Raw genomic sequence first — 19749 nt, 5'->3', positions numbered from 1 at the left:
AATTTTTGGACATTGGCGGCGATTTGTCTAGAGTTGGCGCTCGCGGCGGACACCCGATCTAAATTATCTTAAAGGATCTTCGTCTCCCGGATGATTAATCTGTTCGATGACATATCGGCCGTTCTCATATCCCTCGTAGGTTACAAAATACTCTTCGTTCGTTTCGATTAGATTCCAGAGGTTGTCGTCGTCGACTTCGATCTGCACTTCCTGTACGTCTTCGGCGCTGGAATTATATCCGACGATCCACTTTGTCTTGTAGTCTTCCGAATGATCTTTTTGCGTCACGCGGATAAACATCGTCGACGAACTGATCGCTTTGCCGCTCCCGCTTCCGCATCCCGTTAGAGCCGCGGCAAGCAGGATAAAGACCAGCCCCGTTTTGGCGAATCCAAATTTCATATTAGCCCGCACCCTTTCTTTGAGCCGCAAACGTTACCCAGACTCCCCTGAATTCGATTTGTTTGCCCTGTTTGTGTTCGTGTACGGTTTGGGGAACGTGTTTCTCGATCAGGATCTCCCAGCCGGCGTACAGCTCCCGCAGTAGACGCAAAGCCTCCCCGGTCGGCAAATTCAACTCAATTAACCCGTCTTGTTCCACGCCGCTCTCCGGATCGTACTCTTTCACTTCCGTATTGATAAGAACGCAGTTGATCCCGTTTCGTTGCGTTCCCCGGATCATTCTTTCCACGACCGCGCGAAAAGCTTGGACGTTCGAAACATGTTCCAGGCACGAGCAGACCACGATGTAATCGTAGGCTTCGGAAGCGATCCCGTAATATTCCGCGTCCGCGGCCTCAACGGTTATCGCTCCCTGAACGTTGTACTCTCCTATGTATGCCGACAATTTGTCGATCGCGACCGGCAGCAGATCCACCGCATGTACGGTTCCGCCGAACTCCTGGATTCTTTGAGCGATCGGGATGCTGTTCCGGCCCACGCCGCAGCCCAGATCGAGCACGCTGACTTTTTCAAGATTCAACCGCTCCAATAAATCCATTACAATCTGAACAGGCCTGGACAACCAGCTTCCGGGCTGAAAAAGAGGCGTTTCCTCGTAAAATTTCTCATGGTAATCCGCTTCGGCTTTTTTAGGATGTGTACGCAAACTCCGAAGGACGCAGATTGAGCTGAATTTTCGTTCTCATCAAGGAACTTTTTCGAAGGCGTGCCGGGGCACGTCAAGGGAAAGTGACGCAGAGGAGGGCGAAAAGGCAGCTAAAGATGCACGTCGCTGAGTTTGCGTACACGGCCTAACTTGAGTGAAGGTTTTGTTCATGGTTCACCTGCTTTGGAGGATTTGTCCGGATTCGATCCAGCACGCTCACATCTTCGCTTTTCGGGTTCTTGCTTTGTACAGCTCTTTTCCTGTGAGGATTAGAAATATCGCGGAAACGGTCATAATCAAAAAACCGAGAATCATCATCCCCCGTTTTTCGCTGTAGTTATTTATCATCAGCAGACCGCTCAAGAAATTCAGGCCGAATATAATGAAAAATGTTTTGGCAGGGATTTTAGCTTTGTTCATCGACAGTACTCCTCTCCATTCATGCCGGCACAGATACCCGCTTCAACGTCGTTGACGGGATGATCGCGATCCAGCAGCGTCCCGTCCAAGTCGAACAGAATTCCTTTGATCAGAGTCTCATCTCCCTTCGTATTCTTTGAAAAAGGTTCCATCCACATACACTTCGTATTTGGTTTTCCTGAATCCGGCCAGCAGCAGCTTCCTGATCTTATCGATCTTGATCCAATGTCTCTCTTCGTACCCGACTTCGAATTCATAGGTCTTGACCAGGCTGAAAGACATCGTTTGGAAATCGCTCATTTCTTCTCGGCCATCGACTTTGATACTCAGGTTCCCTACGATTTGATTGAATTCAAACTCCACGACGTGCTTTTCCCGATATCCGATCTCAAACGAAAATTTCATGGAACGACCTCTTCATTTCATATTTTCATCCCATATCCGATTGCGCTCTGCCGCATCAATAAACAGGATCTATTCGTTCTAATACTAATTATACCAAATTATTGAACGTATTTATTTGAAGTATTTTATTTTGCTCCGATACTTCTTCGCGCTTTTGCTTTCTTTTCAATTATGCTCATCGACGGTTAAAGCCATCCACTCCTTCATTCGCTGATCGGTCGGAGTCCCCGCAGCCGGCGTATAAACAGCCATGACAAAGTCGGTATTTTCGGAAACGGAAAACGTGGTGTGATTGAACTCCAGCAGGCCGACCTTCGGAAGAATAAAATCTTTTTTGCCCGCCTGGGTCTTCGAAACGTCGTGCCGCTCCCAGAACATCCGAAAATCAGCGCTGGCCTCCATCAATCGATGGACGAGGTAGGTGTACCAGGGATCATCGATATAAACGGCATACCGGCTTCTAAACTGTGCAACCAGCGAAGCCGCGAATTGATCCCAATTCACAATCTGCCGTTTATTCGTTTCCAGCATAAAGATACGCCAAAGAATATTCGTTTCGATTTCTTCATGCCGGTCAAAGTCTCCCAACAACGCTTTGGCTGCTTCGTTCCAGGCAATCACGTTCCATTTTTCATTGGATATATAGGCGGGGTAAGTACCGAACCTGTCGAGAATCTGCTGAAGGATCGGTGAAATCGGTTCTTCCGATGTCAACACGGGCGCCGAAGAGGCCGCGTTTGCCAAAATAAAAAAGTGATTCCGCTCGTCTTCGCTTAGTTGAAGCGTTCCGGCGAGGCTGAGCAGCACCTGCTCGGACACCCGGATATCTTTGGCCTGCTCCAATGCCGTGTACCAGGGGAGCGAAATCCCCGATAAACCGGCTACTTCCTCGCGTCGTAATCCGGGCGTCCGGCGGCGCGATGTATCGATATTCAAACCGACATCGGCCGGCGCAAGGCGCTGTCTGCGCGTACGCAGAAAATCTGCGAGTTCTTTTCTTCTCGATGGTTTATCCATGGAATCCCCTCCGTATTGTCGCGCGTTTATCCTAATATTTTCAATAGTAGTATGCACTCTGCTGCTATAAATGCCGTTCTGGCTGCGAGAAGCGCGGTGGCGTATTGTATGGATTACAGATTCGACCTGTACTGAAATGGAGGCAAAAACAATGAGAATTTTTTTGACGGGAGCCACGGGTTTTGTCGGCTCGGCGGTTCTGCGGGAACTTGCGGATCACGGTCATCGGGTCCTGGGGCTTGCCCGTTCCGAACAGTCGGCAGCCAAGCTCGGCAAAGCCGGAATCGACGTACTGCGCGGAGACTTGAACGACCTGGAAACTCTGCGCCGGGGCGCCCATGAATGCGATGCGGTCATTCATGCAGGGTACAACACCGCATTTAGCGAAAATGACGATGCCGCCAAACAGCGTCAAAACGCGGAAAAGGACGGTCAGGCAATCCGGGCTATCGGAGAAACGCTGCAAGGAACGTCGCGTCCTTTTATCGTCACTTCGGGCACGGCGCTGGTTGCTCCCGGCAGGCTGGCCTACGAAACAGATCGACCGGTCTTTACTCCCGAACAATTCCCGCGCGTTTTAACCGAGCAGGCTGCGGACATGGTCGCCGCGCAGGGCGTAAATATCGGCGTCGTTCGTCTTTCTCCCACTGTACATGGAAAAGGAGACCACGGCTTTATTCCGCTGCTTATCGATATTGCGCGCGAAAAAGGGGTTTCGGCCTATATCGGGAACGGGGAAAATTGCTGGAGCGCCGTTCATCGGCTCGATGCAGCCAAGCTGTATCGTCTCGCGCTCGCTAACCGGACTCCCGGCGCGCGTCTGCACGCCGCCGCCGACTCCCGCATTCCTTTCCGCGAGATTGCCTCTGCTATAGGCCGCAGTCTCGGGGTTCCCACAGTCTCTATTTCCCCGGACGAAGCGTCCGGGCACTTTGGCTGGTTCAGGCACTTCGCCGAACTCGATGCGCCGGTTTCGTCCGAACAAACGAGGAAACAATTCGGCTGGAATCCATCCAACCCGTTTCTTCTGGACGATCTTCGCGAAGGCGGTTACTTCGACTAAGTAAGCTTCCCCTGCTCTCAGAACGCCCACACCCGCCGCTTGCAGCGCAACCGGCGGGTGTTTTTTTATTAAACCGTAAACCCTCCGCCCTCAAACCGCTCCAGCGCCCCCGCGAAATCGCCGTGGATCAGCACGCTGAGACGTCCGACGATGTCGTGCGGCTGTTCTTTCATCCCGTTTTTGAGCCAGTCCAGCACCAGCCCGACGAACGCGTATTTATAGAAGTGGGCGATAAACGCTTTGTCGTCTTCTCGCACGTTCATTCCCGCCGCTTTCTCTTCGATCACGCCCATCAAGAGCGCAACCGTCTCCTGGTGCAGATAGCGTTCCAGATACTCGCGGTTGACGGAATGATAGGTGTTCAGCACAAAGTTCCGGTTGTCCAGCACGTATTCGAAAATATGCAGGAAGCCCTGCTGCCACGTCCCGTACGTCTTTTTGCCGTCCAGCGCTTTCGCGGCTTCGTTCGTATAGATCCAGTCGATCAGATCGTAGATGTCTTTGAAGTGGTAGTAAAACGTCTGCCGGTTCACTTCGCAGTCTTCGGCAATATCGATCACCGTGATCTTGTCGAGCGTTTTTTGCGACAGCAGCTTTTTGAGCGACGCGGCGAGCGCGCGCTTGGTTACCTGGGTCATGAAGCTTCGCCTTCCTTCCTTTTTGCGATAAAAATCGTCTATCCTTTTGCTTTTTGCCGAAAAAACGCGTTTTGCAACCATCCGTAGCGCCAAAACAACCGACGGTTGCGGCGTTTTGTATTTGCTTCCGCCCGGTTTCCGGTTAAGCTGATGGCGTCGACGAAAATAACGGAAAAGAGGCTGACTCTATGTTAACCCCGATCGAGATCGGAAATAAAATCGCGGAAGCCCGCAGGTCCAAAAATCTGTCGCAGGCCGCGCTGGCCGGACAGCTGTCGCTCAGTCCTCAGGCGGTCGGAAAATGGGAACGCGGGGAGTCGCTGCCGGATATTCTGACGCTGGACCGGCTGGCGCGGATTCTGGATATCGACCTGAATTATTTTTCGGAAAACGAGGCCCGGGAAGCCCGCGAGCCGTTCTCTGCGGACGAACATCCTGCGCTCCCTCCGGTCCGTGAATTACCGATTCCGCCGGCATCCGAGCAAAGCGGAAAAAGTCCCGGCTGGAATATGTCTGCGGGAAGCTGGGCCGACGCGGATTTCTCCGGTCTGGAAGGCCTGCATGAAAAGTTCGGCTCGTCGCATATTCGCCGCTGTTTATTCGTCGGTTCGCAGCTGTCCGGGCTTCTGCTCAAAAGCAACCATGTCGAGCAGTGCGATTTCTCGGACGCCAGCCTGGCGGGCAGCCGGATCCGCAATTCGAACCTCGTCCACAACGAGTTCCCAAACGCGTCCCTGCAGAAAGCGGTCGTATCGGACAGCCATATCAAGAACTGCGATTTCTCCGGCGCGGACTTTACGGAAGCGGATATTCGATCGTCTTATTTTCAAAAATGCACGATGACCGGCACAATCTGGTCGCGCACCCGCTTCGGCGCCACGCATTTCGACGGAATCGTGCTGGAAGGAAACTTCGACGGCTGCGCGTTCGAGAACTGCGGGTTTACCCGAACGACGTTTCAAAACGCGACGTTTACCCGCACCTTTTTCAAAGGAAAAAGCTTGAAAAAAGTGCGGTTTGTCGACTGCAAAGCGGACCGGCTGACCTATGCTTTTCTACAGAACGCCGGAGCGGATATGAACCAGATCGAGCTGATCGCTCCCTAAAAAAAGGAGGAAACGAAATGCCAACCCAGGAGTTTGCCGTCTCGGTGCGCGGGCTGACCAAGTCGTATTCGGGTACGCCGGTGTTAAGCGGAGTGGATTTCGAGGTGGAAAAAGGGAGCGTGTTCGCGCTGCTCGGTTCGAACGGCGCGGGCAAAACGACGACGGTGCGCATTCTGTCCACGCTGCTGCGCCCGGACGGCGGAACGGCTCTTGTCGGCGGATATGACGCGGTGTCGAATGCCGGCGAGGCGCGCGCTTCGATCAGCCTGACCGGACAGTTCGCCGCCGTGGACGAGATCCTGACCGGACGCGAGAACCTGATCCTGATCGCGAAGCTGCGCCATCTGCCGCAGCCGCGCCGGATTGCGGACGAGCTGCTGGAACGCTTCGGCCTGACCGAAGCCGCCGATCGCCGGGTCTCGACGTATTCGGGCGGCATGCGGCGCAGGCTCGATATCGCGATGAGCCTGGTCGGAAGTCCGCAGGTGGTCTTCCTCGACGAACCGACAACCGGGCTCGATCCCAAAGGGCGCCTCGAGGTGTGGAAGACGGTCAGGCAGCTTGCGGGCGGCGGCACGACGGTGTTCCTGACCACGCAGTATCTGGAGGAAGCCGAACAGCTCGCCGACCGGATCGCCATTTTGCACGGGGGAACGATTATCGCAAACGGCACGCTGGCGCAGCTCAGAGAGATGTTCCCGCCCGCCAAAGTCGAATATATCGAAAAGCAGCCGACGCTTGAGGAGATTTTCCTCGCTATTACCGGCCATAAGGAGGAGAAGTAAATGGACACCGCCAAACCGCGATTTCTCAGCGATACGACCGTGATGCTCGGGCGCTCCATGCGCCATATTTTCCGCAGCCTGGATACGATAATCACGGTCACGATCATGCCGATCGCCTTCATGCTGCTGTTCGTGTACGTATTCGGCGGCGCGATCCGCACGGGAACGGGCGGCAGTTACGTGAATTATCTGCTGCCCGGCATTCTGCTGATCGCGATCGGCACGGGCATCTCGTACACCGCCGTCCGGCTGTTTACGGACAAGCAGGGCGGGCTGTTCGACCGGTTCCGCTCGATGCCGATCGCGCCGTCGTCCCTGCTGTGGGGGCATGTGCTGACCTCGCTCGTTTCGAACTTTATTTCGCTGATCGTCATTGTGCTGACGGCGCTGCTGATCGGCTTCCGCTCGCCGGCGGGACCGCTGGCGTGGCTGGCCGTGATCGGCATCCTGGCGCTGTTCACGCTGACGCTGACCTGGGTCGCCGTCATCGCCGGATTGTCCGCCGGATCGGTGGACGGCGCAAGCGCTTTTTCGTATCCGGTCATCTTCCTGCCGTTTATCAGCTCGGCGTTCGTCCCCACCGATTCCATGCCGGGCCCGGTGCGCGTCTTCGCCGAACACCAGCCGGTCACGTCGATTGTGGAAACGCTGCGCGCCCTGCTCTCGGGAGAACCGGCCGGCGGCGACATCCGGATTGCTCTTGCGTGGTGCGCCGGGATTCTGGTCGTCGCGTACGTATTGGCGATGAGGGTATACAAGCGCCGGATCGGTTGAAAAAAGTCGGTTGAAAAATCGGAAACGAAAGTGTTCGATCCGGAAGCCGGGACGCCCTTACACCCAGCCCAATCCGGTCAGCGCCGTCCAGATGCCGGATACGAGAATCACCCACAGCGACGCCGTTTTGAACAACTTCTCGTTGAATCGGCGCGCCGCGTATGCTCCGGCCCAGACGCCGAGCAGCATCGCGGGAATCATCCAGACGAAAAAGACGCCCATATCCGCGTTCAGCAGCCCGCCCGCGGCGAAAGCGGCGACGCTGACGATATTCAGCGCCACGCCGTTCAGCGCCAGATTCGCCCGGAACGCCTGCTTGCTCATACCCTGATTGGACAGGATCAGCGCAAGCGGCGGGCCGCCGACCGAGATGCTGCCGTTCAGCAGGCCGCTGAGCAGGCCGGCCGTTACGAAAGCGGCCCGCTCGCTGCGGATCGGCAGCGAGCGGCCGAGCAGCATCAGCGCCGCAAACAGCGCGATCAGAATGCCGATCGCCGCTTTGAGCGTCTGGGCGCTGACGACCAGCAGCAGATAAGCGCCGAAAGGCGCGGCGATCATGCCGGCCAGGATCAGCAGCCACACCTGCCGCACATTCACATGGCGCCGGTTCGGAATCACCACCATCAAACTGGTGACCAGACTGAAGATCACGATCAGCGGAACGGCCTGCTGCAGCGGAAGAAACAAGCTCAGCAGCGGCAGCGAGATCAGCGCGAAGCCGAAGCTGGTCAGACTCTGGATAAAGCTTGCGGCCAGGATAATCGCCATCCCCGCCGCCAGTATGCCGAATGAGGTCATGTTTGCTTTCCTTTCCTGTCGCGCCGGATTTCAGGATTTCGCATGCCGGATTGCGGGACTTCGGGATTCGAGGATTCAGGGATTCGAGATTCAGGGATTCGAGATTCAGGGATTCGAGATTCAGGGATTTCGTGTACCGGATTCCGGGCGAGGCGGATTTGTTTTCGGGTAAACGCTTTCTTATTTAAAGATAGCGTATTTGCGACTGTAGCAAAAGGAAAATCACCGGAAAAGTAAAAGAAGCAAAGGCGCGCGGACTGTAACGGATCGAGGCGGCGCTTAGCCGTCAAAAGCCGGAGAAATCCGCAGGACGCAAAAGGCGTTCTAAAGGAATGACGATCCGTTACATCTTCGGATCGGCCGGTTATGCAGCAGCCGCTTCCTACCGGAAGCGGCTGTCGGCGTTATCGGCGGATCGATTGGCGTTATCCGCTAGTTACAAGGCGGAGCGCGGAGGGTAGGATAAGACAAGTAAACCGGCCGCATGCCGGAGGAGGTGTTGAATCTTGAAATCGCAATCCGGCGGAAAGATCACGTTTCCGCTCGGCTTCTGGGCGGCAGCAAAGCGGCTCGGCATCGAAACCCGCGATCTGGCGGGCGTACGCCGAGCTTGCCGGCGGTACCGCCGCCGCGATCGCGGGAATGGCGACCGCTTTCGAGCCGGTCCGGTATCCGCCGACCGTATTGGCGACCTATCACGCCCGCGACTATCGCGATGCGCTGCACCGCATGGCGCGCTACAAGCGGATGTGTCCGCCCGAGCATCTGCGCATCGCCGAACATAACGGGGTCTGCACCCTCGACCTGGCATGGACGAGCCCCGGAACCGGAACGCAGGGGCCGGCTGTACTAAGCGGCCTTACCCTGGTCTTCCTGCTCGAACTCGGCCGGCGCGGCACCGGACGCCCGCTGACCGCGCGGGCCGCCGAGTTCATGCAGCCCCTGGAAGACGAGGAAGCGCTGGAGCGTTATCTCGGCTGCCCGGTCCGAACCGGCGCGCCGCATAACCGGCTGACGCTGCACGCCGCGGATCTGGATCTTCCGTTTATTACGTATAACGAAGAACTGCTGGAACTGCTGACGCCGGCGCTGGACCGGTCGCTGGACGAACAAACCGGCGTCCGTTCGTTTGCCGAAACGGTCAAATGGATCATGAAGCGCGGCTTCTCCGCGGGCCGGACCGATATCCGGGCCATTGCGCGGGAACTGGGCCTCAGCACTCGCACACTCCAGCGGCGGCTGACCGCCGAACACACCGGCTTCGCTTCCCTGCTGGCCCAGGCCAGGCACGAGCAGGCCCGCGAATACCTGGCCGACGCTTCGCTGGATATCCGCGAAGTCGCTTTTCTGGTCGGCTACGAAGACCAGAATTCGTTCTACCGCGCTTTCCGCTCCTGGGAAGGCGACACCCCCGCCAACTGGCGCGCCAAACAGGGACGGTAGAACATCACTGCCGTCCCTTCGGGTCGCACAGAAACTATTTTGCGCACAAATAACCTTCAAGATTCGCAAAAAATAGCGTCATATACACCTTTATTTCGAGCGAATTTTGCTTTTCCGAACAAATAAGTTCACCTGTACCTTTATTTCTCGCTTTTCCGCTTCTTTACGCGCTCTTACTCCCAAATAATTGTACCTGCGCAGCTATTCTCTATTTTGCACAAGAACCTGCTTTTAAAATGCGTTAAAGGACGGTAGATCGCAACTACCGTCCTCTAACCAACACATCACACCCGGATGTGTCGAGAAAGTCTAGCCTGAGAAAAGGCGATTCAGGCAGAGGGGGAATTTCGTGAAGAAACGATAGTGTTCGCCTTTGAAACCGGGAAGATTCCACTGGAGTCTAATCAAACTTCCTGGTTTCAATACGCGATCGGAACGAAACTCCCCCGGCGCCCTCTTGCCTTTTTTGCCGGATTTTCCCGACACCATCCCACCCTCAAAGGAGCATACTCCCATCATGGATCTGCAATTAACCAACCAAACCGCCTTGGTCACAGGAGCGACCCGTGGCATCGGCAGGGCGATCGCGTTCGAGCTGGCCCGCGAAGGAGCCGACGTGCTCGTCAACGGGCGCAGCTTCGAAGCGGCGGAACGCACGGCTGAAGAGATCCGCGCCGCTTTCCCTTCTACTTCGCCCCGTCCCGCCTCGGCCGACCTGACCGACCCGCGGCAGCGCGAATCTCTGTTCCAAAGCTTCCCGGCGGTCGATCTGCTCATCAACAATATGGGCATTTACGCAATCACCCGCTACGAAGACGCGAGCGACGAAGTCTGGGAAACGTATTTCCGCACGAATGTGCTCGCCGCCAATGCGCTGTGCCGCTTTTACCTGCCCGGTATGCTGCAAAGCGGCGGCGGACGGATCTTGTTTATCGCCAGCGAAGAAGCCGTCATGCCGTCGGGACAGATGCCCCAGTACGCCGCGGCCAAGTCCGCGCTGCTGTCGCTGTCGCGCAGCCTGTCGAAGCTGACCGCCGGAACCGATGTGACGGTCAATACGCTGCTGCCGGGACCGACGCTGTCCGAGCACGTACGGGCGATTATCGAATCGGTGTATGCGGACGAAGACATGACGTTCGAGGAGAAAGAGCGGAACTTTATGGCCGGCAATTTGCCGCAGTCCGAGCTGCGCCGGTTTATCCGTCCCGACGAGATCGGCCGGCTGGCCGCTTTCGTGTGCAGTCCGCTCGCTTCGGCTTTTCGCGGCTCGCCGATCCGCATGGACGGCGGGATCGTGCCGACGATTTATTGATGCCGCGCATAAACCGCTCTAAGCTCACGCCGCGCCGGAACTATTTTTCCTGAATATCCGGTAGGCGATGCCCACTACGAATTTGCGCGGGAAGATGCGGGCGATCTGGGCGGTCCAGTAGTTGCCCCGGCCGTCGACGACCGTCATTTTGCCTTTTTCCAGCGCGCGAAGTCCGGTTCGGACCACCTGCTCCGGCGATACGTCTTTGCCCGGACCGACCGCGCCTACTCCCATGACTTCCTGGATATTGGTCGCCGTCCGGCCGGGGCACAATGCGACGACCGAGACGCCTTTGTCTTTCGTTTCCGCCCAAAGCGCTTCGCTCCAGGAGATCATAAACGCCTTCGTCGCGCCGTACACCGCCATAAACGGCGTCGGTTGAAATCCCGATGCGGAGGCGACATTGATTACGGCTCCCCGGCGGCGCTCCAGCATATCCTGCAAAAAGTGATGCGTAAGACTGACGACGGTCAGCACGTTGAGCCTGATCTCGTCCTCCTGTTTTTTCAAAGAAAGTTTATCGAAAAATCCGTAGGATGCCACTCCCGCGTTGTTGACCAGCAGATCGACTTGCAGCCGACGCCGCTTGACCTCGTCGTAAACGCCGAGCGCGGTTTGTTCATCGGAAAGATCGGCGATAATTACGTCCACTTGAACGCCGTGCCGGGCCGATAGGTCCTCAGCCAGCCGCTGCAATTTGTCTCCGGAACGGGCGACGACGATCAGATTCATGCCTTTTCGAGCCAGTTCTCCGGCAAAAGCCGCCCCGATCCCCGACGACGCTCCCATAATCAATGCCGTTTGCCCTTTGTACATTCGTCAATCCCCGCTTTCCGCTTGTTGTTGGGTTTCGCACTGCATCAGCAGTTCGGTCAGAGCTTTGAGCTGTTTAAGCTTGTCGATGGAATCCAGATAATAAAAGTTCATGGTGCCGCGTTTATGGACGTTCACGATCTGCGCTTCTTTGAGAATCCTCAGGTGATGCGACACGGCCGGCCGGGACAGGTTCGTGCGCTCGGTAATCTCGCCGACCCGCATGCCGGGCGTCCGCGAGAACCGCATCAAAGTGATAATAATCGCCTGCCGCGTTTCGTCCCCGATCGCGTTCAGCAGCTTCTGATTGCGCTTGAACGCCTGCGACAATTCCGCTCCGCCGTTCAGGTCTACCATGACCCGCCTCCCTTCGGTCGAACGGTTTAAACCGCCGAGTGCTTACAGGATAGCATGACCGCGGCGGCGGGACTACATCGGGAAAGAAAGTCGAGACGGTTGCCGGGACGGGAATGCCGGAGCCGCGGCAGCCTGTTTCCCGCGGATTCCCTTTCATCGGCAAAAAGGCCCGCCGGCTTCTCCGTGAAGTCGGCGGGCCTTTGTTCGGGTTCCGCAATCTTTGCTTATTCTCCGCCCGCGTCTTCCGTATCCGAAGCTTGGACCGGCGTTTCCGCCGACTTCAAATCTTCCGGCTTCACGGCGAACGCCCAGCCGCTATCCTGCGGAATCACCCACACAAGCGTATCGACATCGGGGTCTTTTTTGCCGGTGTACGTCTGCGTCGTTTGTTTGCCGTTCTCGGTCGTGACGAGCTTCAGCGTGAAGTCGTCCGCGGCTTTCGACAGCGTCGACGCTTTCACCGGCAGCCGGTCGCTGACGATATATTTCAGCGAACCGGATACGGTCGTCGCCTGCGCGTCCTCGATCGGCTTGCCGTCCAGCGTCCAGGCCGGGGAAGTCGCGTCCGACGCCGTATTCGCCAGCGTCCAGCCGGCCGGGCCGCGTGTGTACGTCAGCTCTTTCAGGTTCGCGTCGTCCCAGGAAAAAGGCGACGTGTCGACCAGTTCCGTGATGCTCGGCAGCAGCGAAGACGCCGTGTTCGAATCGAGCCGGATCACGGAGCCGTCGTTTATACGGGCGTAATCGGCCGTGCCGGTCGGCAGCGCGCCGCCGATCGCGAGCGTAACGACCGCGCCGTCTGTTTCGGTCAGCGTGACGCCTTTCTTGGACGCGTCGAGACCGTACTGCGAAGCGTCTTCCGGCGCTTCTTCGATCACGCCTCCCTGCTCCGCCGCGGACAGCGCGCTCAGCAGGGAATCGACGGCATACGAGTTGACCGGGTACTTGTCCGGCTCGGTGAACGCCCAGCCTTCTTCGTTTTTGACGAGCCGGTAGGTCAGGTCGCCGTTGGCGACCCGGATGCCGGCGATCTTCGAGGTATCGAGATCGGCCAGCTTGACGGCCTGCGCTTCTTCTTCGCGGAAAAAGTTCTGCGAAAACGCGTAGCCGAGACCACCGAGGAATATCAGCAGCAGGATCAGCGTCGGGATGTATTTTCTCATACGCGTCTTCGTCTCCACCAGAGCAGCACGCCCGCCAGTACAAACAGCAGCGGGAATACGACCATCGAGCCGATCAGGATATAACGGGCCTGCGGAGCGGTCAGGTACGCCGTTTCGTACTGCTGCTGCTCGCGCGCCCGGATCGTCAGGTCGTTTGCGTTGCCGCTCAGGTAGTTAATGCTGTTGAGCGCGAAGTCTTTATTGCCCTGCTCGCCGATCTGGTCGTCGGTCAGGAAGTACGATGTGCCGAGCAGCACCGCTTTGGGTTTGCCGTCCGCATCGTCCGCCGCGTAGCCGAGATAAAGCGGGCCGCTCAGGTCGGTCCCTTCGGCGTATTCGCTGGTCGATTGCAGCAGCCCGGCCAGATCCGTTTCCCCGTAGCTTTCGGCCGACGTGCTCAGCAGCGGCGAAACGGTCAGGCCTTCCGGCGCTTCCGCGGCCGCGCTCAGCGCGACGGACAGATAAGTCATCGGGTAGACTTTGCTGTCGCGCAGTTTCTGCGTGATCGCATGCGATTCGTAACTCGGCACGACCGTCAGCGGATCGTACAGCTGCGTGTTCGTTTTGTCCACCGCAATCGCATGCTCGTCGGTTACGCCGTATTTTGCCATAAGCGCATCGATATTTTTCCATTCTTTTTTCATCTCCGGGTTGAAGCCCAGCGACAGGAACAGTTTGCCTTTGCCGTCCAGATACGTCTCGATCAGCTTGAGTTCTTTGTCGCTCAGGTCCGTCTCCGGCGCCACGATCATCAGCAGGTCGGCGTCATCCGGAATCTTGCCCGTTTGATACAGCTGAAGCTCTTCGGCTTCGGTATTGTCGGCTTTGAGCCCGGCGGTCAGCTGGGTCATCTTGGTCAGGTCGAATTCGCCGTGGCCGACCACGACGTAGGCTTTGCGGGTTTCGGTCGAAATCAGCGCGTTCAACGCGCCCGTCAGCTTCGATTCGCCCAGGAACGTATACGAGCTGCTGTCGCCCGAACCGAACATATCCTGAAAAGTGATCGTTTGCGTTTTCTCGCCGTAGGTCAGCACGACCGAGCTCGAAGACAGATTGTACTGGCGCGCAAGTTCGGGCTGCTGCACGAGACTATAGGTGTGCACATCGAGCCTGCCGCTTTTTTTCGCATATTCGCCGGTCAGGTCGGTCACTTCGCGCGTCACCAGTTCCCCGTCCGTATCCTGATTCGTAAACACCTCCATCTTGACCTTATCCGGCAGCTTGCCCAGCACGGTGTTCGTCTGGTCCGACAGCGTATACTGCTTGTTCGCGGTCAGGTCGAGCTGGAAGCCGGAGGCCTTGTTCAGAAACAGCGTCAGCAGCACGAAGATTCCGATCGAAGCGACGGCGACGATCAGCGTGTTCGTGTGGTGCAGGACTTTCTTCGTTTTCTTGTTCATCGGTCTACCTCCACCGTTTCCGTTCGATCACCTGGATGCTGAGCACGACGAACAGCAGCGCAAGCGTTACGTAGAAGATCACGTCCGGCCCGTTAATCACGCCTTTGGTCAGGTTCGAGATGCGGTCCGGCAGCGAAAAAGGTCCGATCCACTGCGCCAGCGACTCGTTCTGCGATACCAGCGTGCCCGTCAGCCAGAACATGAGCAGCAGCACGAATCCGGCCACCGCCGATACCATCTGGTGCTGCGACAGCGAGGAAGCGAACAGCCCGATCGCCATCATCGCCGCGCCCATCAGGAACACGGCGAGCACGGACAGCCAGAGCGTCAGCATATCCAGCGTGCCGAACAGAGACATGATCGCCGGGTACACGAGGTTGCAGAGCAGCAGCATCAGCAACACGCCGAGCGAAGCCAGGTACTTGCCGAGCACGACTTCCGTCACGCTCGCGGGAGAAGTCAGCAGCAGCTCGTCCGTGCCCTGGCGGAATTCTTCCGATACCAGCCTCATGGTCAGGATCGGTACGACGATGAGCAGCATAAACAGCATATCGCCCAGGATCAGCCGGTAATCGATCACGCTCGGCTGGTACGTCACGAAGTCCACATAGAACATAAAGCTGGACATCAGCACATAGATCGCGAAGGCGAAGTACGAAGTCGGGGTCAAAAAGTACAGCCGCAGCTCTTTGCCGCAGATCGCGAGAATCCGGTTCATCGCCGCTCACCTCCGTCATCGGTTTGGTCCGGCGATTCGGGGGAAACGGCTTCGACGGAAAAGTCTTCCGCGGCGGTTTCGGCTTCGGATTCGACCGGGGACGACCCGGCGTTGTCCGCCGTCAGCTTGAGGAATACATCTTCCAGCGTCAGATTTTCTTTGTGCAGCTCCAGGATCGGCAGATCGGCTTCGGCCAACAGGCGGAACAGCTCGACGCGGAAGTCTTCATGGCCGTCCGCCGTCAGCAGAGCGCGGACGCTGCCGTCTGCGGAAGACGCAGGGTCGGCGGGAACGGCGGAATTCGCGGGAACGACGCTTGCGGATTGAACCGGCTGCTCAGCTTGTACCGGCCGCGGTACGGACGAGGTTTCGTCAGGCGCCGTTTGTTCGGGCACGCTTTGTTCAAGCTCGGGTTCAAGCGCCGCGGAAACGTTATCATCCTGCGGCAAAACGCGACCGGCTTCCACCGGCTCCGCTTCGCGCCCTTCGGCATCCCGGTGGATCTCGGCGGAGATGCCGCGCGCGCTCGCCCAATCGCCCAGCACTCTCTCGACGCGCCGGCGTTCGCCGCGCACTTCGAGCGAGACCGCGAAGCGGCTTTCCATCCTTTTCCCGATCTCGTCCGGCGCTCCGTCCATCACCAGCTCGCCGCGGTTGATAATCAGCACCCGGTCGCACAGCGCGCCGACTTCCTGCAGGATATGCGTGCTCAGCAGCACCGTATGGTTCTCGCCCAGCTCGCGGATCAGGCTGCGGATCTCGATAATCTGGCTCGGGTCGAGGCCGGATGTCGGCTCGTCGAGCACAAGCAGATCCGGCTGATGGATAATCGCCTGCGCCAATCCCAGCCGCTGCTTGTAGCCTTTGGACAAATGCCGCACCGACTGCTTCTCGCGCCCGTTCAAGCCGAGCCTCGACACCATTTCCGCGATGCGCAGCTTCTGCTCCCTCGCCGGCACGCCGCGCAGCTTCGCGACAAACTTCAAATACGCCTCCACCGTCAAATCCGGGTACAAAGGCGGCGTTTCCGGCAGATACCCGATCTTGGCCCGCGCCCTGCGCGCTTCGTCGTGCACCGACAACCCGTCGACCGTGATCGTTCCTTCCGTCGGGTACAGATAACCGGTAATCATGCGCATCGTGGTCGTCTTGCCCGCGCCATTCGGCCCGAGAAACCCGACGATCTCCCCGCGCTGCATCGAAAAATCGATATTCTGCACGCCGCGCCCGCCGTCGTATCTTTTGCTCACCTGCTTTACTTCGAGCACTCCACTTCATCCTTTCCGTCTTCTATGTAGCTCCGGTCCGCTTGACGAACCTCAAAACTGTTCTAAGGCGTGTCTTAAAACTTCGAAGGAAGCAGATTTGACTGAATTTTCGTTCTCCGCGACTTGTCTCAAATCGATGTTCGGTTTCGCCCGTTTGAATCGCACCTAAGCCGTGTGCCATTCAAACGAACGAAAGCCTACTATAGGAGTGAGACAAGCGACTGTGCAAGGAACTTTTCCGAAGGCGTGCCGGGGCACGTCAAGGGAAAGTGACGCGGCCGTTGAATGAAGCGTACACGCTTTAAGTACGGTTCATTCGTTGAATGAAGCGTACACGCTTTAGGTACGATTCATTAGAGGGCGAAAAGGCAGGTAAAGATGCACTTCAGTAAGTTTTAAGATACGCCCTAAATATAGGCCGGAAAACATAAAGGCGGATTAAGTGGAGTTTAGGACTTGCTTAAAAAATTGTGTCTAAATCGTGTCAGAGCGGACGCGGGCGGATTAAGCTTGCAACAAAAAGAAGCCGGCTCCGATCGGGGATCGGCGGCTTCTGCTGCTGAGGCTGTTAGGTTTTGTGCCCGGTTTGGGTTCGCGTAAGCTTGCAAGACTGCGCAAAAGAGATCATTTTGGGGGATCAGGCGTCGAGTTCGCGCGGAATGTTGCAGGGATGCATCATTCTGAGCATTCAAAGCCGATTTCACGCAAAATATTGCAGGAGTGCATCATTTACGTACGAAAAACGGCTTCGGGCCGGTATCGGGGCGAAAATGATGCACGTACGCAACAATCGGTTCATTTCGCGTGATTTCTTTGAAAAATGATGCACATACGCAGGATTTCCTTCGGCCGATTCTCACGCGGTTTGGGTGCGAATCCGTCTGAGAATTTGTACACGGGTCAGATACAAATTCTCAGACGGGCGAAACCGATCGTTTATTTGAGACAAGTCACCGGCAGGGATTTATAAACTTTTCTTCACGGGGACGCTCGGCTCGCCTTCGTTTCGGGTCCGCTTAACTTTTCGGCTCCAGCACGCGCGGGGCTTCTTCCGGCTCGCTCTCGATCAGCTCCATCGCTTCTTCCGGGCGCCGCGCTTTGAACGCCGCGATCATCTCTTCGAGATCGTCGCGGTCGAGCAGGGTCACGCCGTTGTAAGCGGCGAGCTTGCGGCAGGCGCCGGTGTAGCGGCCGGACGTCAGCACGATCGCGCGCTGCGCGCCGTACACCCGCATCGACCCGTATACTTCCTGCACCGCCGACAGCCCGACCGGATTGCTTACCGAATAGCGTTTGGCCTGGAGCACCGTGCGCGCGCCGTAGCGGTCTTCGAATACCAGATCGGCTCCGAAGTCGCCGCTCGTATTCGTTTTGTACACATCCTCATAGCCGAGTTCGGTGAACAGCCGGTGCAGATACCGCTCGAAGTCCGATCCGTCCAGCATGCCGTCGATGTCTTTGAGGGTGATGCGCTTGGGATCGAGCTGGCGGCGGATACGCCGGCGGCGCAGCGCCGCCAGCCGCAGCGCGACCAGAATCAGCAGCAAAGCCGCTCCGAGCGCAATCCACGGCAGCGCGCCGCCGCCCAGCCAGCCGAAGCTTTCCTGCGGCAGATTCATGAGGTTTCGTTCACTCCTTATCGATTCTCCGGCGGACCTGCCGATGCGGGCGGCGCGAACGATCGTGTTCAGTCACGCCCGGCGGCTTCTTCGAGAAAGTCCGTGTACACCTCGGCCAATCGCTTGAGTATGTCGATCGAGCCGGGCAGGTCGGCCGTTTCCAATCCGTGATTCGCGCCTTCCACTCTTACCGTCCGGACGTCGGACACGCCGGATATATCCGCCAGCCGCGACGTTTCATCCGGGCCGAACGCGGGATCTTCGGTTCCGTACACGACGGTTCCGCCCGTTCGCTCGATATGCGGCAGCGTCAGCGAGATCGGCGTCAGGTACAGATGCCGCAGTTCGTCCAATCCGCGTGAACGCTCCAGAGCAGCGGACACTTCGCCCACCGCGATACTGCCCAGACTTTTGCCGACCAGCACGATCCGCTTGTAGCCGCTCTGTACCTTCTGCACCGCCTCGGCGGATTCGCGCATGACGACCGGAACCTGATCGCGCTCCAAAGCCCGGTGCGCTCCGAAGTACCCGTATTCGATCTCCAGCACATCCAGTCCGGCTTCCAGCGCCGCCCGGCGCGCAATATGCAGCACCGGCCGCGCGCAGGAATAATTTTGCCCCGGCAGCAGCACGACCAGCGTATCCGATCCGTTTCCGTGCAGCGTATGCACGGCTTCCCCCCAGTGGGAAGGCAGCCGGATTTCTTCGCGTTCTCCTTTAATTCCCAAGCGTTCTCGCTCCTTTTCGACCGGCCGCATCGTCGTATGTCCCGCCGACCGGCCGTTTATGTTTACCGCTGCTTGCTCTCCCGATTGTATCACGATTTGCGGATTGCAAAAGCCCTCGCCGGTCGCGGCTTGCGTTCAGCTCCGTGCTCCCGGTTCGTGCGCCGGCCAGATTCTTTCCGGCGTAAACTCCGGTTCTCCGCCGTAACCCAGGCCGCCGAGGATATAACACAGCACATCGCTCACCTGCGTCTCGACATCCGGCGGTTCGCTTTCCAGCACCGGCTCAAAACTCGTGCCGAAGCCGCCGAACAGAATACTGCCCGCTACGTACACGCATACCGCGTCGAGCGAGCGAAACCGGAACAAGTTCTGCCGGCCGCCTTCTTCCATATACTCCCGCATCAACCGCCAGATCAGCAGCTTACGCTGCTGCATCATGCCGGTCCGCGGCGTCCGCCGGGTCATCTCCTGATGGATGATCTGCGAAATCTCCGGATCGGCCGCCCGAAAACGCACGATCTCCCGCGTAAGCGAACAAACGCCCGCAACCGGTTCCAATTTCAGCGCGCGCAGCCGATCGATAATCTCGCCCATCGGGATAAACGCGTCCAGCAGCGCTTCGAATACATGTTCTTTACCGCCGTAATAGTAAGATACCAGCGACAAGTTCGCGTCCGCTTCGCGGCAGATTTCCCTTACCGTCGTCGCTTCGAAGCCTTTTTGCGCGATCAGCTTTTTGGCCGCGTACAGAATTCTCGTCTTGACATGTTCCTCTTCCCTGACCATCGCCCCCACCTTCCGCTTGATGACAAAA

At 57.6% G+C, this 19749-nt stretch carries 21 protein-coding genes and 1 pseudogene; 6 read left to right on the top strand and 16 right to left on the bottom strand.

The features are described 5' to 3' along the window. Positions 1 to 63: 63 nt before the first annotated feature. The 5 genes from QWJ34_RS15835 to QWJ34_RS15815 all read right to left on the bottom strand — a co-directional run bounded on the left by QWJ34_RS15835 (position 64) and on the right by QWJ34_RS15815 (position 2950). On the bottom strand, positions 64 to 402 hold the full coding sequence (locus tag QWJ34_RS15835; protein ID WP_302729245.1) for a hypothetical protein: 339 nt from the start codon (positions 400 to 402) through the stop codon (positions 64 to 66). Position 403: 1 nt separating this feature from the next. Next, entirely contained in the window at positions 404 to 1108 is a 705-nt protein-coding gene (locus tag QWJ34_RS15830) for a class I SAM-dependent methyltransferase (RefSeq protein ID WP_302729243.1), read from the bottom strand. A 216-nt stretch (positions 1109 to 1324) separates the two neighbouring features. After that, a complete protein-coding gene (locus tag QWJ34_RS15825) occupies positions 1325 to 1528 on the bottom strand; it encodes a hypothetical protein (RefSeq protein WP_302729241.1) in 204 nt (67 codons plus the stop codon). A gap of 117 nt (positions 1529 to 1645) precedes the next feature. Continuing rightward, positions 1646 to 1933 carry a hypothetical protein gene (locus QWJ34_RS15820; protein WP_302729240.1) on the bottom strand — a complete coding sequence of 96 codons (288 nt, stop codon included), beginning with the start codon at positions 1931 to 1933 and terminating at the stop codon, positions 1646 to 1648. Positions 1934 to 2098: 165 nt separating this feature from the next. Beyond that, positions 2099 to 2950 (bottom strand): helix-turn-helix transcriptional regulator, encoded by an 852-nt coding sequence (locus QWJ34_RS15815; RefSeq protein ID WP_302729239.1) that lies wholly within the window; start codon positions 2948 to 2950, stop codon positions 2099 to 2101. 151 nt (positions 2951 to 3101) lie between these two features. Here QWJ34_RS15815 and QWJ34_RS15810 point away from each other — a divergent pair, with 151 nt between their 5' ends. Then, positions 3102 to 4013 (top strand): SDR family oxidoreductase, encoded by a 912-nt coding sequence (locus QWJ34_RS15810; protein WP_302729237.1) that lies wholly within the window; start codon positions 3102 to 3104, stop codon positions 4011 to 4013. Between the two features lie 68 nt (positions 4014 to 4081). On the opposite strand, the gene QWJ34_RS15805 is transcribed toward QWJ34_RS15810, so the two are convergent. Next, positions 4082 to 4651, bottom strand: coding sequence for a TetR/AcrR family transcriptional regulator (locus QWJ34_RS15805; protein ID WP_302729235.1), 570 nt, complete (start codon positions 4649 to 4651; stop codon positions 4082 to 4084). A 188-nt stretch (positions 4652 to 4839) separates the two neighbouring features. On the opposite strand from QWJ34_RS15805, the gene QWJ34_RS15800 reads away from it, so the two are divergent. From QWJ34_RS15800 to QWJ34_RS15790, 3 genes are read left to right on the top strand one after another with little or no spacing between them, the layout of a single operon-like run. After that, the gene (locus tag QWJ34_RS15800) at positions 4840 to 5757 is read left to right on the top strand and encodes a helix-turn-helix domain-containing protein (protein ID WP_302729234.1); all 918 of its coding nucleotides are present in this window, start codon (positions 4840 to 4842) and stop codon (positions 5755 to 5757) included. Between the two features lie 17 nt (positions 5758 to 5774). After that, a complete protein-coding gene (locus QWJ34_RS15795; protein ID WP_302729232.1) occupies positions 5775 to 6542 on the top strand; it encodes an ABC transporter ATP-binding protein in 768 nt (255 codons plus the stop codon). Next, positions 6543 to 7316 (top strand): ABC transporter permease, encoded by a 774-nt coding sequence (locus QWJ34_RS15790; RefSeq protein ID WP_302729231.1) that lies wholly within the window; start codon positions 6543 to 6545, stop codon positions 7314 to 7316. Positions 7317 to 7373: 57 nt separating this feature from the next. On the opposite strand, the gene QWJ34_RS15785 is transcribed toward QWJ34_RS15790, so the two are convergent. Further along, the gene (locus QWJ34_RS15785) at positions 7374 to 8114 is read right to left on the bottom strand and encodes a sulfite exporter TauE/SafE family protein (protein ID WP_302729229.1); all 741 of its coding nucleotides are present in this window, start codon (positions 8112 to 8114) and stop codon (positions 7374 to 7376) included. A 530-nt stretch (positions 8115 to 8644) separates the two neighbouring features. Between QWJ34_RS15785 and QWJ34_RS15780 the strand changes: the two are divergent. Together QWJ34_RS15780 and QWJ34_RS15775 are read left to right on the top strand one after the other, a co-directional pair. Next, positions 8645 to 9557, top strand: a pseudogene (locus QWJ34_RS15780) (helix-turn-helix transcriptional regulator). Between the two features lie 517 nt (positions 9558 to 10074). Next, positions 10075 to 10869 carry an SDR family NAD(P)-dependent oxidoreductase gene (locus QWJ34_RS15775; protein WP_302729228.1) on the top strand — a complete coding sequence of 265 codons (795 nt, stop codon included), beginning with the start codon at positions 10075 to 10077 and terminating at the stop codon, positions 10867 to 10869. Between the two features lie 24 nt (positions 10870 to 10893). Here the strand turns inward: QWJ34_RS15775 and QWJ34_RS15770 are convergent, their stop codons facing one another. From QWJ34_RS15770 to QWJ34_RS15730, 9 genes are all read right to left on the bottom strand, one after another. Then, on the bottom strand, positions 10894 to 11685 hold the full coding sequence (locus QWJ34_RS15770; RefSeq protein WP_302729227.1) for an SDR family NAD(P)-dependent oxidoreductase: 792 nt from the start codon (positions 11683 to 11685) through the stop codon (positions 10894 to 10896). A gap of 3 nt (positions 11686 to 11688) precedes the next feature. Beyond that, entirely contained in the window at positions 11689 to 12039 is a 351-nt protein-coding gene (locus QWJ34_RS15765; protein WP_302729226.1) for an ArsR/SmtB family transcription factor, read from the bottom strand. A 224-nt stretch (positions 12040 to 12263) separates the two neighbouring features. Then, the gene (locus QWJ34_RS15760) at positions 12264 to 13202 is read right to left on the bottom strand and encodes a DUF4340 domain-containing protein (protein ID WP_302729225.1); all 939 of its coding nucleotides are present in this window, start codon (positions 13200 to 13202) and stop codon (positions 12264 to 12266) included. Continuing rightward, complete coding sequence (locus QWJ34_RS15755; protein WP_302729224.1) at positions 13199 to 14602, bottom strand: GldG family protein; 1404 nt, start codon at positions 14600 to 14602, stop codon at positions 13199 to 13201. The genes QWJ34_RS15760 and QWJ34_RS15755 overlap by 4 nt, the downstream gene beginning before the upstream one ends. Positions 14603 to 14606: 4 nt before the next feature. After that, positions 14607 to 15320: an ABC transporter permease subunit gene (locus tag QWJ34_RS15750; protein WP_302729223.1), complete on the bottom strand. Its 714-nt coding sequence runs from the start codon at positions 15318 to 15320 to the stop codon at positions 14607 to 14609. Then, complete coding sequence (locus QWJ34_RS15745; protein WP_302729221.1) at positions 15317 to 16588, bottom strand: ABC transporter ATP-binding protein; 1272 nt, start codon at positions 16586 to 16588, stop codon at positions 15317 to 15319. Before QWJ34_RS15745 ends, QWJ34_RS15750 begins: the two co-directional genes overlap by 4 nt. A 1016-nt stretch (positions 16589 to 17604) precedes the next feature. Then, entirely contained in the window at positions 17605 to 18207 is a 603-nt protein-coding gene (locus tag QWJ34_RS15740; protein ID WP_302729220.1) for a restriction endonuclease, read from the bottom strand. Positions 18208 to 18275: 68 nt separating this feature from the next. Further along, the gene (locus QWJ34_RS15735) at positions 18276 to 18935 is read right to left on the bottom strand and encodes a hypothetical protein (protein ID WP_302729219.1); all 660 of its coding nucleotides are present in this window, start codon (positions 18933 to 18935) and stop codon (positions 18276 to 18278) included. A 135-nt stretch (positions 18936 to 19070) separates the two neighbouring features. Then, positions 19071 to 19721, bottom strand: coding sequence for a TetR/AcrR family transcriptional regulator (locus QWJ34_RS15730; RefSeq protein WP_302729218.1), 651 nt, complete (start codon positions 19719 to 19721; stop codon positions 19071 to 19073). Positions 19722 to 19749: the final 28 nt, after the last annotated feature.

Source organism: Saccharibacillus sp. CPCC 101409 (assembly GCF_030518235.1).
Taxonomy (GTDB): domain Bacteria; phylum Bacillota; class Bacilli; order Paenibacillales; family Paenibacillaceae; genus Saccharibacillus.
The sequence above is the reverse complement of the archived record's forward strand: the minus strand, read 5'-3'. Positions and strand labels throughout refer to the sequence as shown.

Excerpts from the sequence above, each read along its gene's own strand:
- QWJ34_RS15835 (WP_302729245.1), bottom strand. The coding sequence starts at position 402 with ATGAAATTTGGATTCGCCAAAACGGGGCTGGTCTTTATCCTGCTTGCC.
- QWJ34_RS15825 (WP_302729241.1), bottom strand. The coding sequence starts at position 1,528 with ATGAACAAAGCTAAAATCCCTGCCAAAACATTTTTCATTATATTCGGC.
- QWJ34_RS15820 (WP_302729240.1), bottom strand. The coding sequence starts at position 1,933 with ATGAAATTTTCGTTTGAGATCGGATATCGGGAAAAGCACGTCGTGGAG.
- QWJ34_RS15815 (WP_302729239.1), bottom strand. The coding sequence starts at position 2,950 with ATGGATAAACCATCGAGAAGAAAAGAACTCGCAGATTTTCTGCGTACG.
- QWJ34_RS15810 (WP_302729237.1), top strand. The coding sequence starts at position 3,102 with ATGAGAATTTTTTTGACGGGAGCCACGGGTTTTGTCGGCTCGGCGGTT.
- QWJ34_RS15805 (WP_302729235.1), bottom strand. The coding sequence starts at position 4,651 with ATGACCCAGGTAACCAAGCGCGCGCTCGCCGCGTCGCTCAAAAAGCTG.
- QWJ34_RS15800 (WP_302729234.1), top strand. The coding sequence starts at position 4,840 with ATGTTAACCCCGATCGAGATCGGAAATAAAATCGCGGAAGCCCGCAGG.
- QWJ34_RS15795 (WP_302729232.1), top strand. The coding sequence starts at position 5,775 with ATGCCAACCCAGGAGTTTGCCGTCTCGGTGCGCGGGCTGACCAAGTCG.
- QWJ34_RS15790 (WP_302729231.1), top strand. The coding sequence starts at position 6,543 with ATGGACACCGCCAAACCGCGATTTCTCAGCGATACGACCGTGATGCTC.
- QWJ34_RS15785 (WP_302729229.1), bottom strand. The coding sequence starts at position 8,114 with ATGACCTCATTCGGCATACTGGCGGCGGGGATGGCGATTATCCTGGCC.
- QWJ34_RS15775 (WP_302729228.1), top strand. The coding sequence starts at position 10,075 with ATGGATCTGCAATTAACCAACCAAACCGCCTTGGTCACAGGAGCGACC.
- QWJ34_RS15770 (WP_302729227.1), bottom strand. The coding sequence starts at position 11,685 with ATGTACAAAGGGCAAACGGCATTGATTATGGGAGCGTCGTCGGGGATC.
- QWJ34_RS15765 (WP_302729226.1), bottom strand. The coding sequence starts at position 12,039 with ATGGTAGACCTGAACGGCGGAGCGGAATTGTCGCAGGCGTTCAAGCGC.
- QWJ34_RS15760 (WP_302729225.1), bottom strand. The coding sequence starts at position 13,202 with ATGAGAAAATACATCCCGACGCTGATCCTGCTGCTGATATTCCTCGGT.
- QWJ34_RS15755 (WP_302729224.1), bottom strand. The coding sequence starts at position 14,602 with ATGAACAAGAAAACGAAGAAAGTCCTGCACCACACGAACACGCTGATC.
- QWJ34_RS15750 (WP_302729223.1), bottom strand. The coding sequence starts at position 15,320 with ATGAACCGGATTCTCGCGATCTGCGGCAAAGAGCTGCGGCTGTACTTT.
- QWJ34_RS15740 (WP_302729220.1), bottom strand. The coding sequence starts at position 18,207 with ATGAATCTGCCGCAGGAAAGCTTCGGCTGGCTGGGCGGCGGCGCGCTG.
- QWJ34_RS15730 (WP_302729218.1), bottom strand. The coding sequence starts at position 19,721 with ATGGTCAGGGAAGAGGAACATGTCAAGACGAGAATTCTGTACGCGGCC.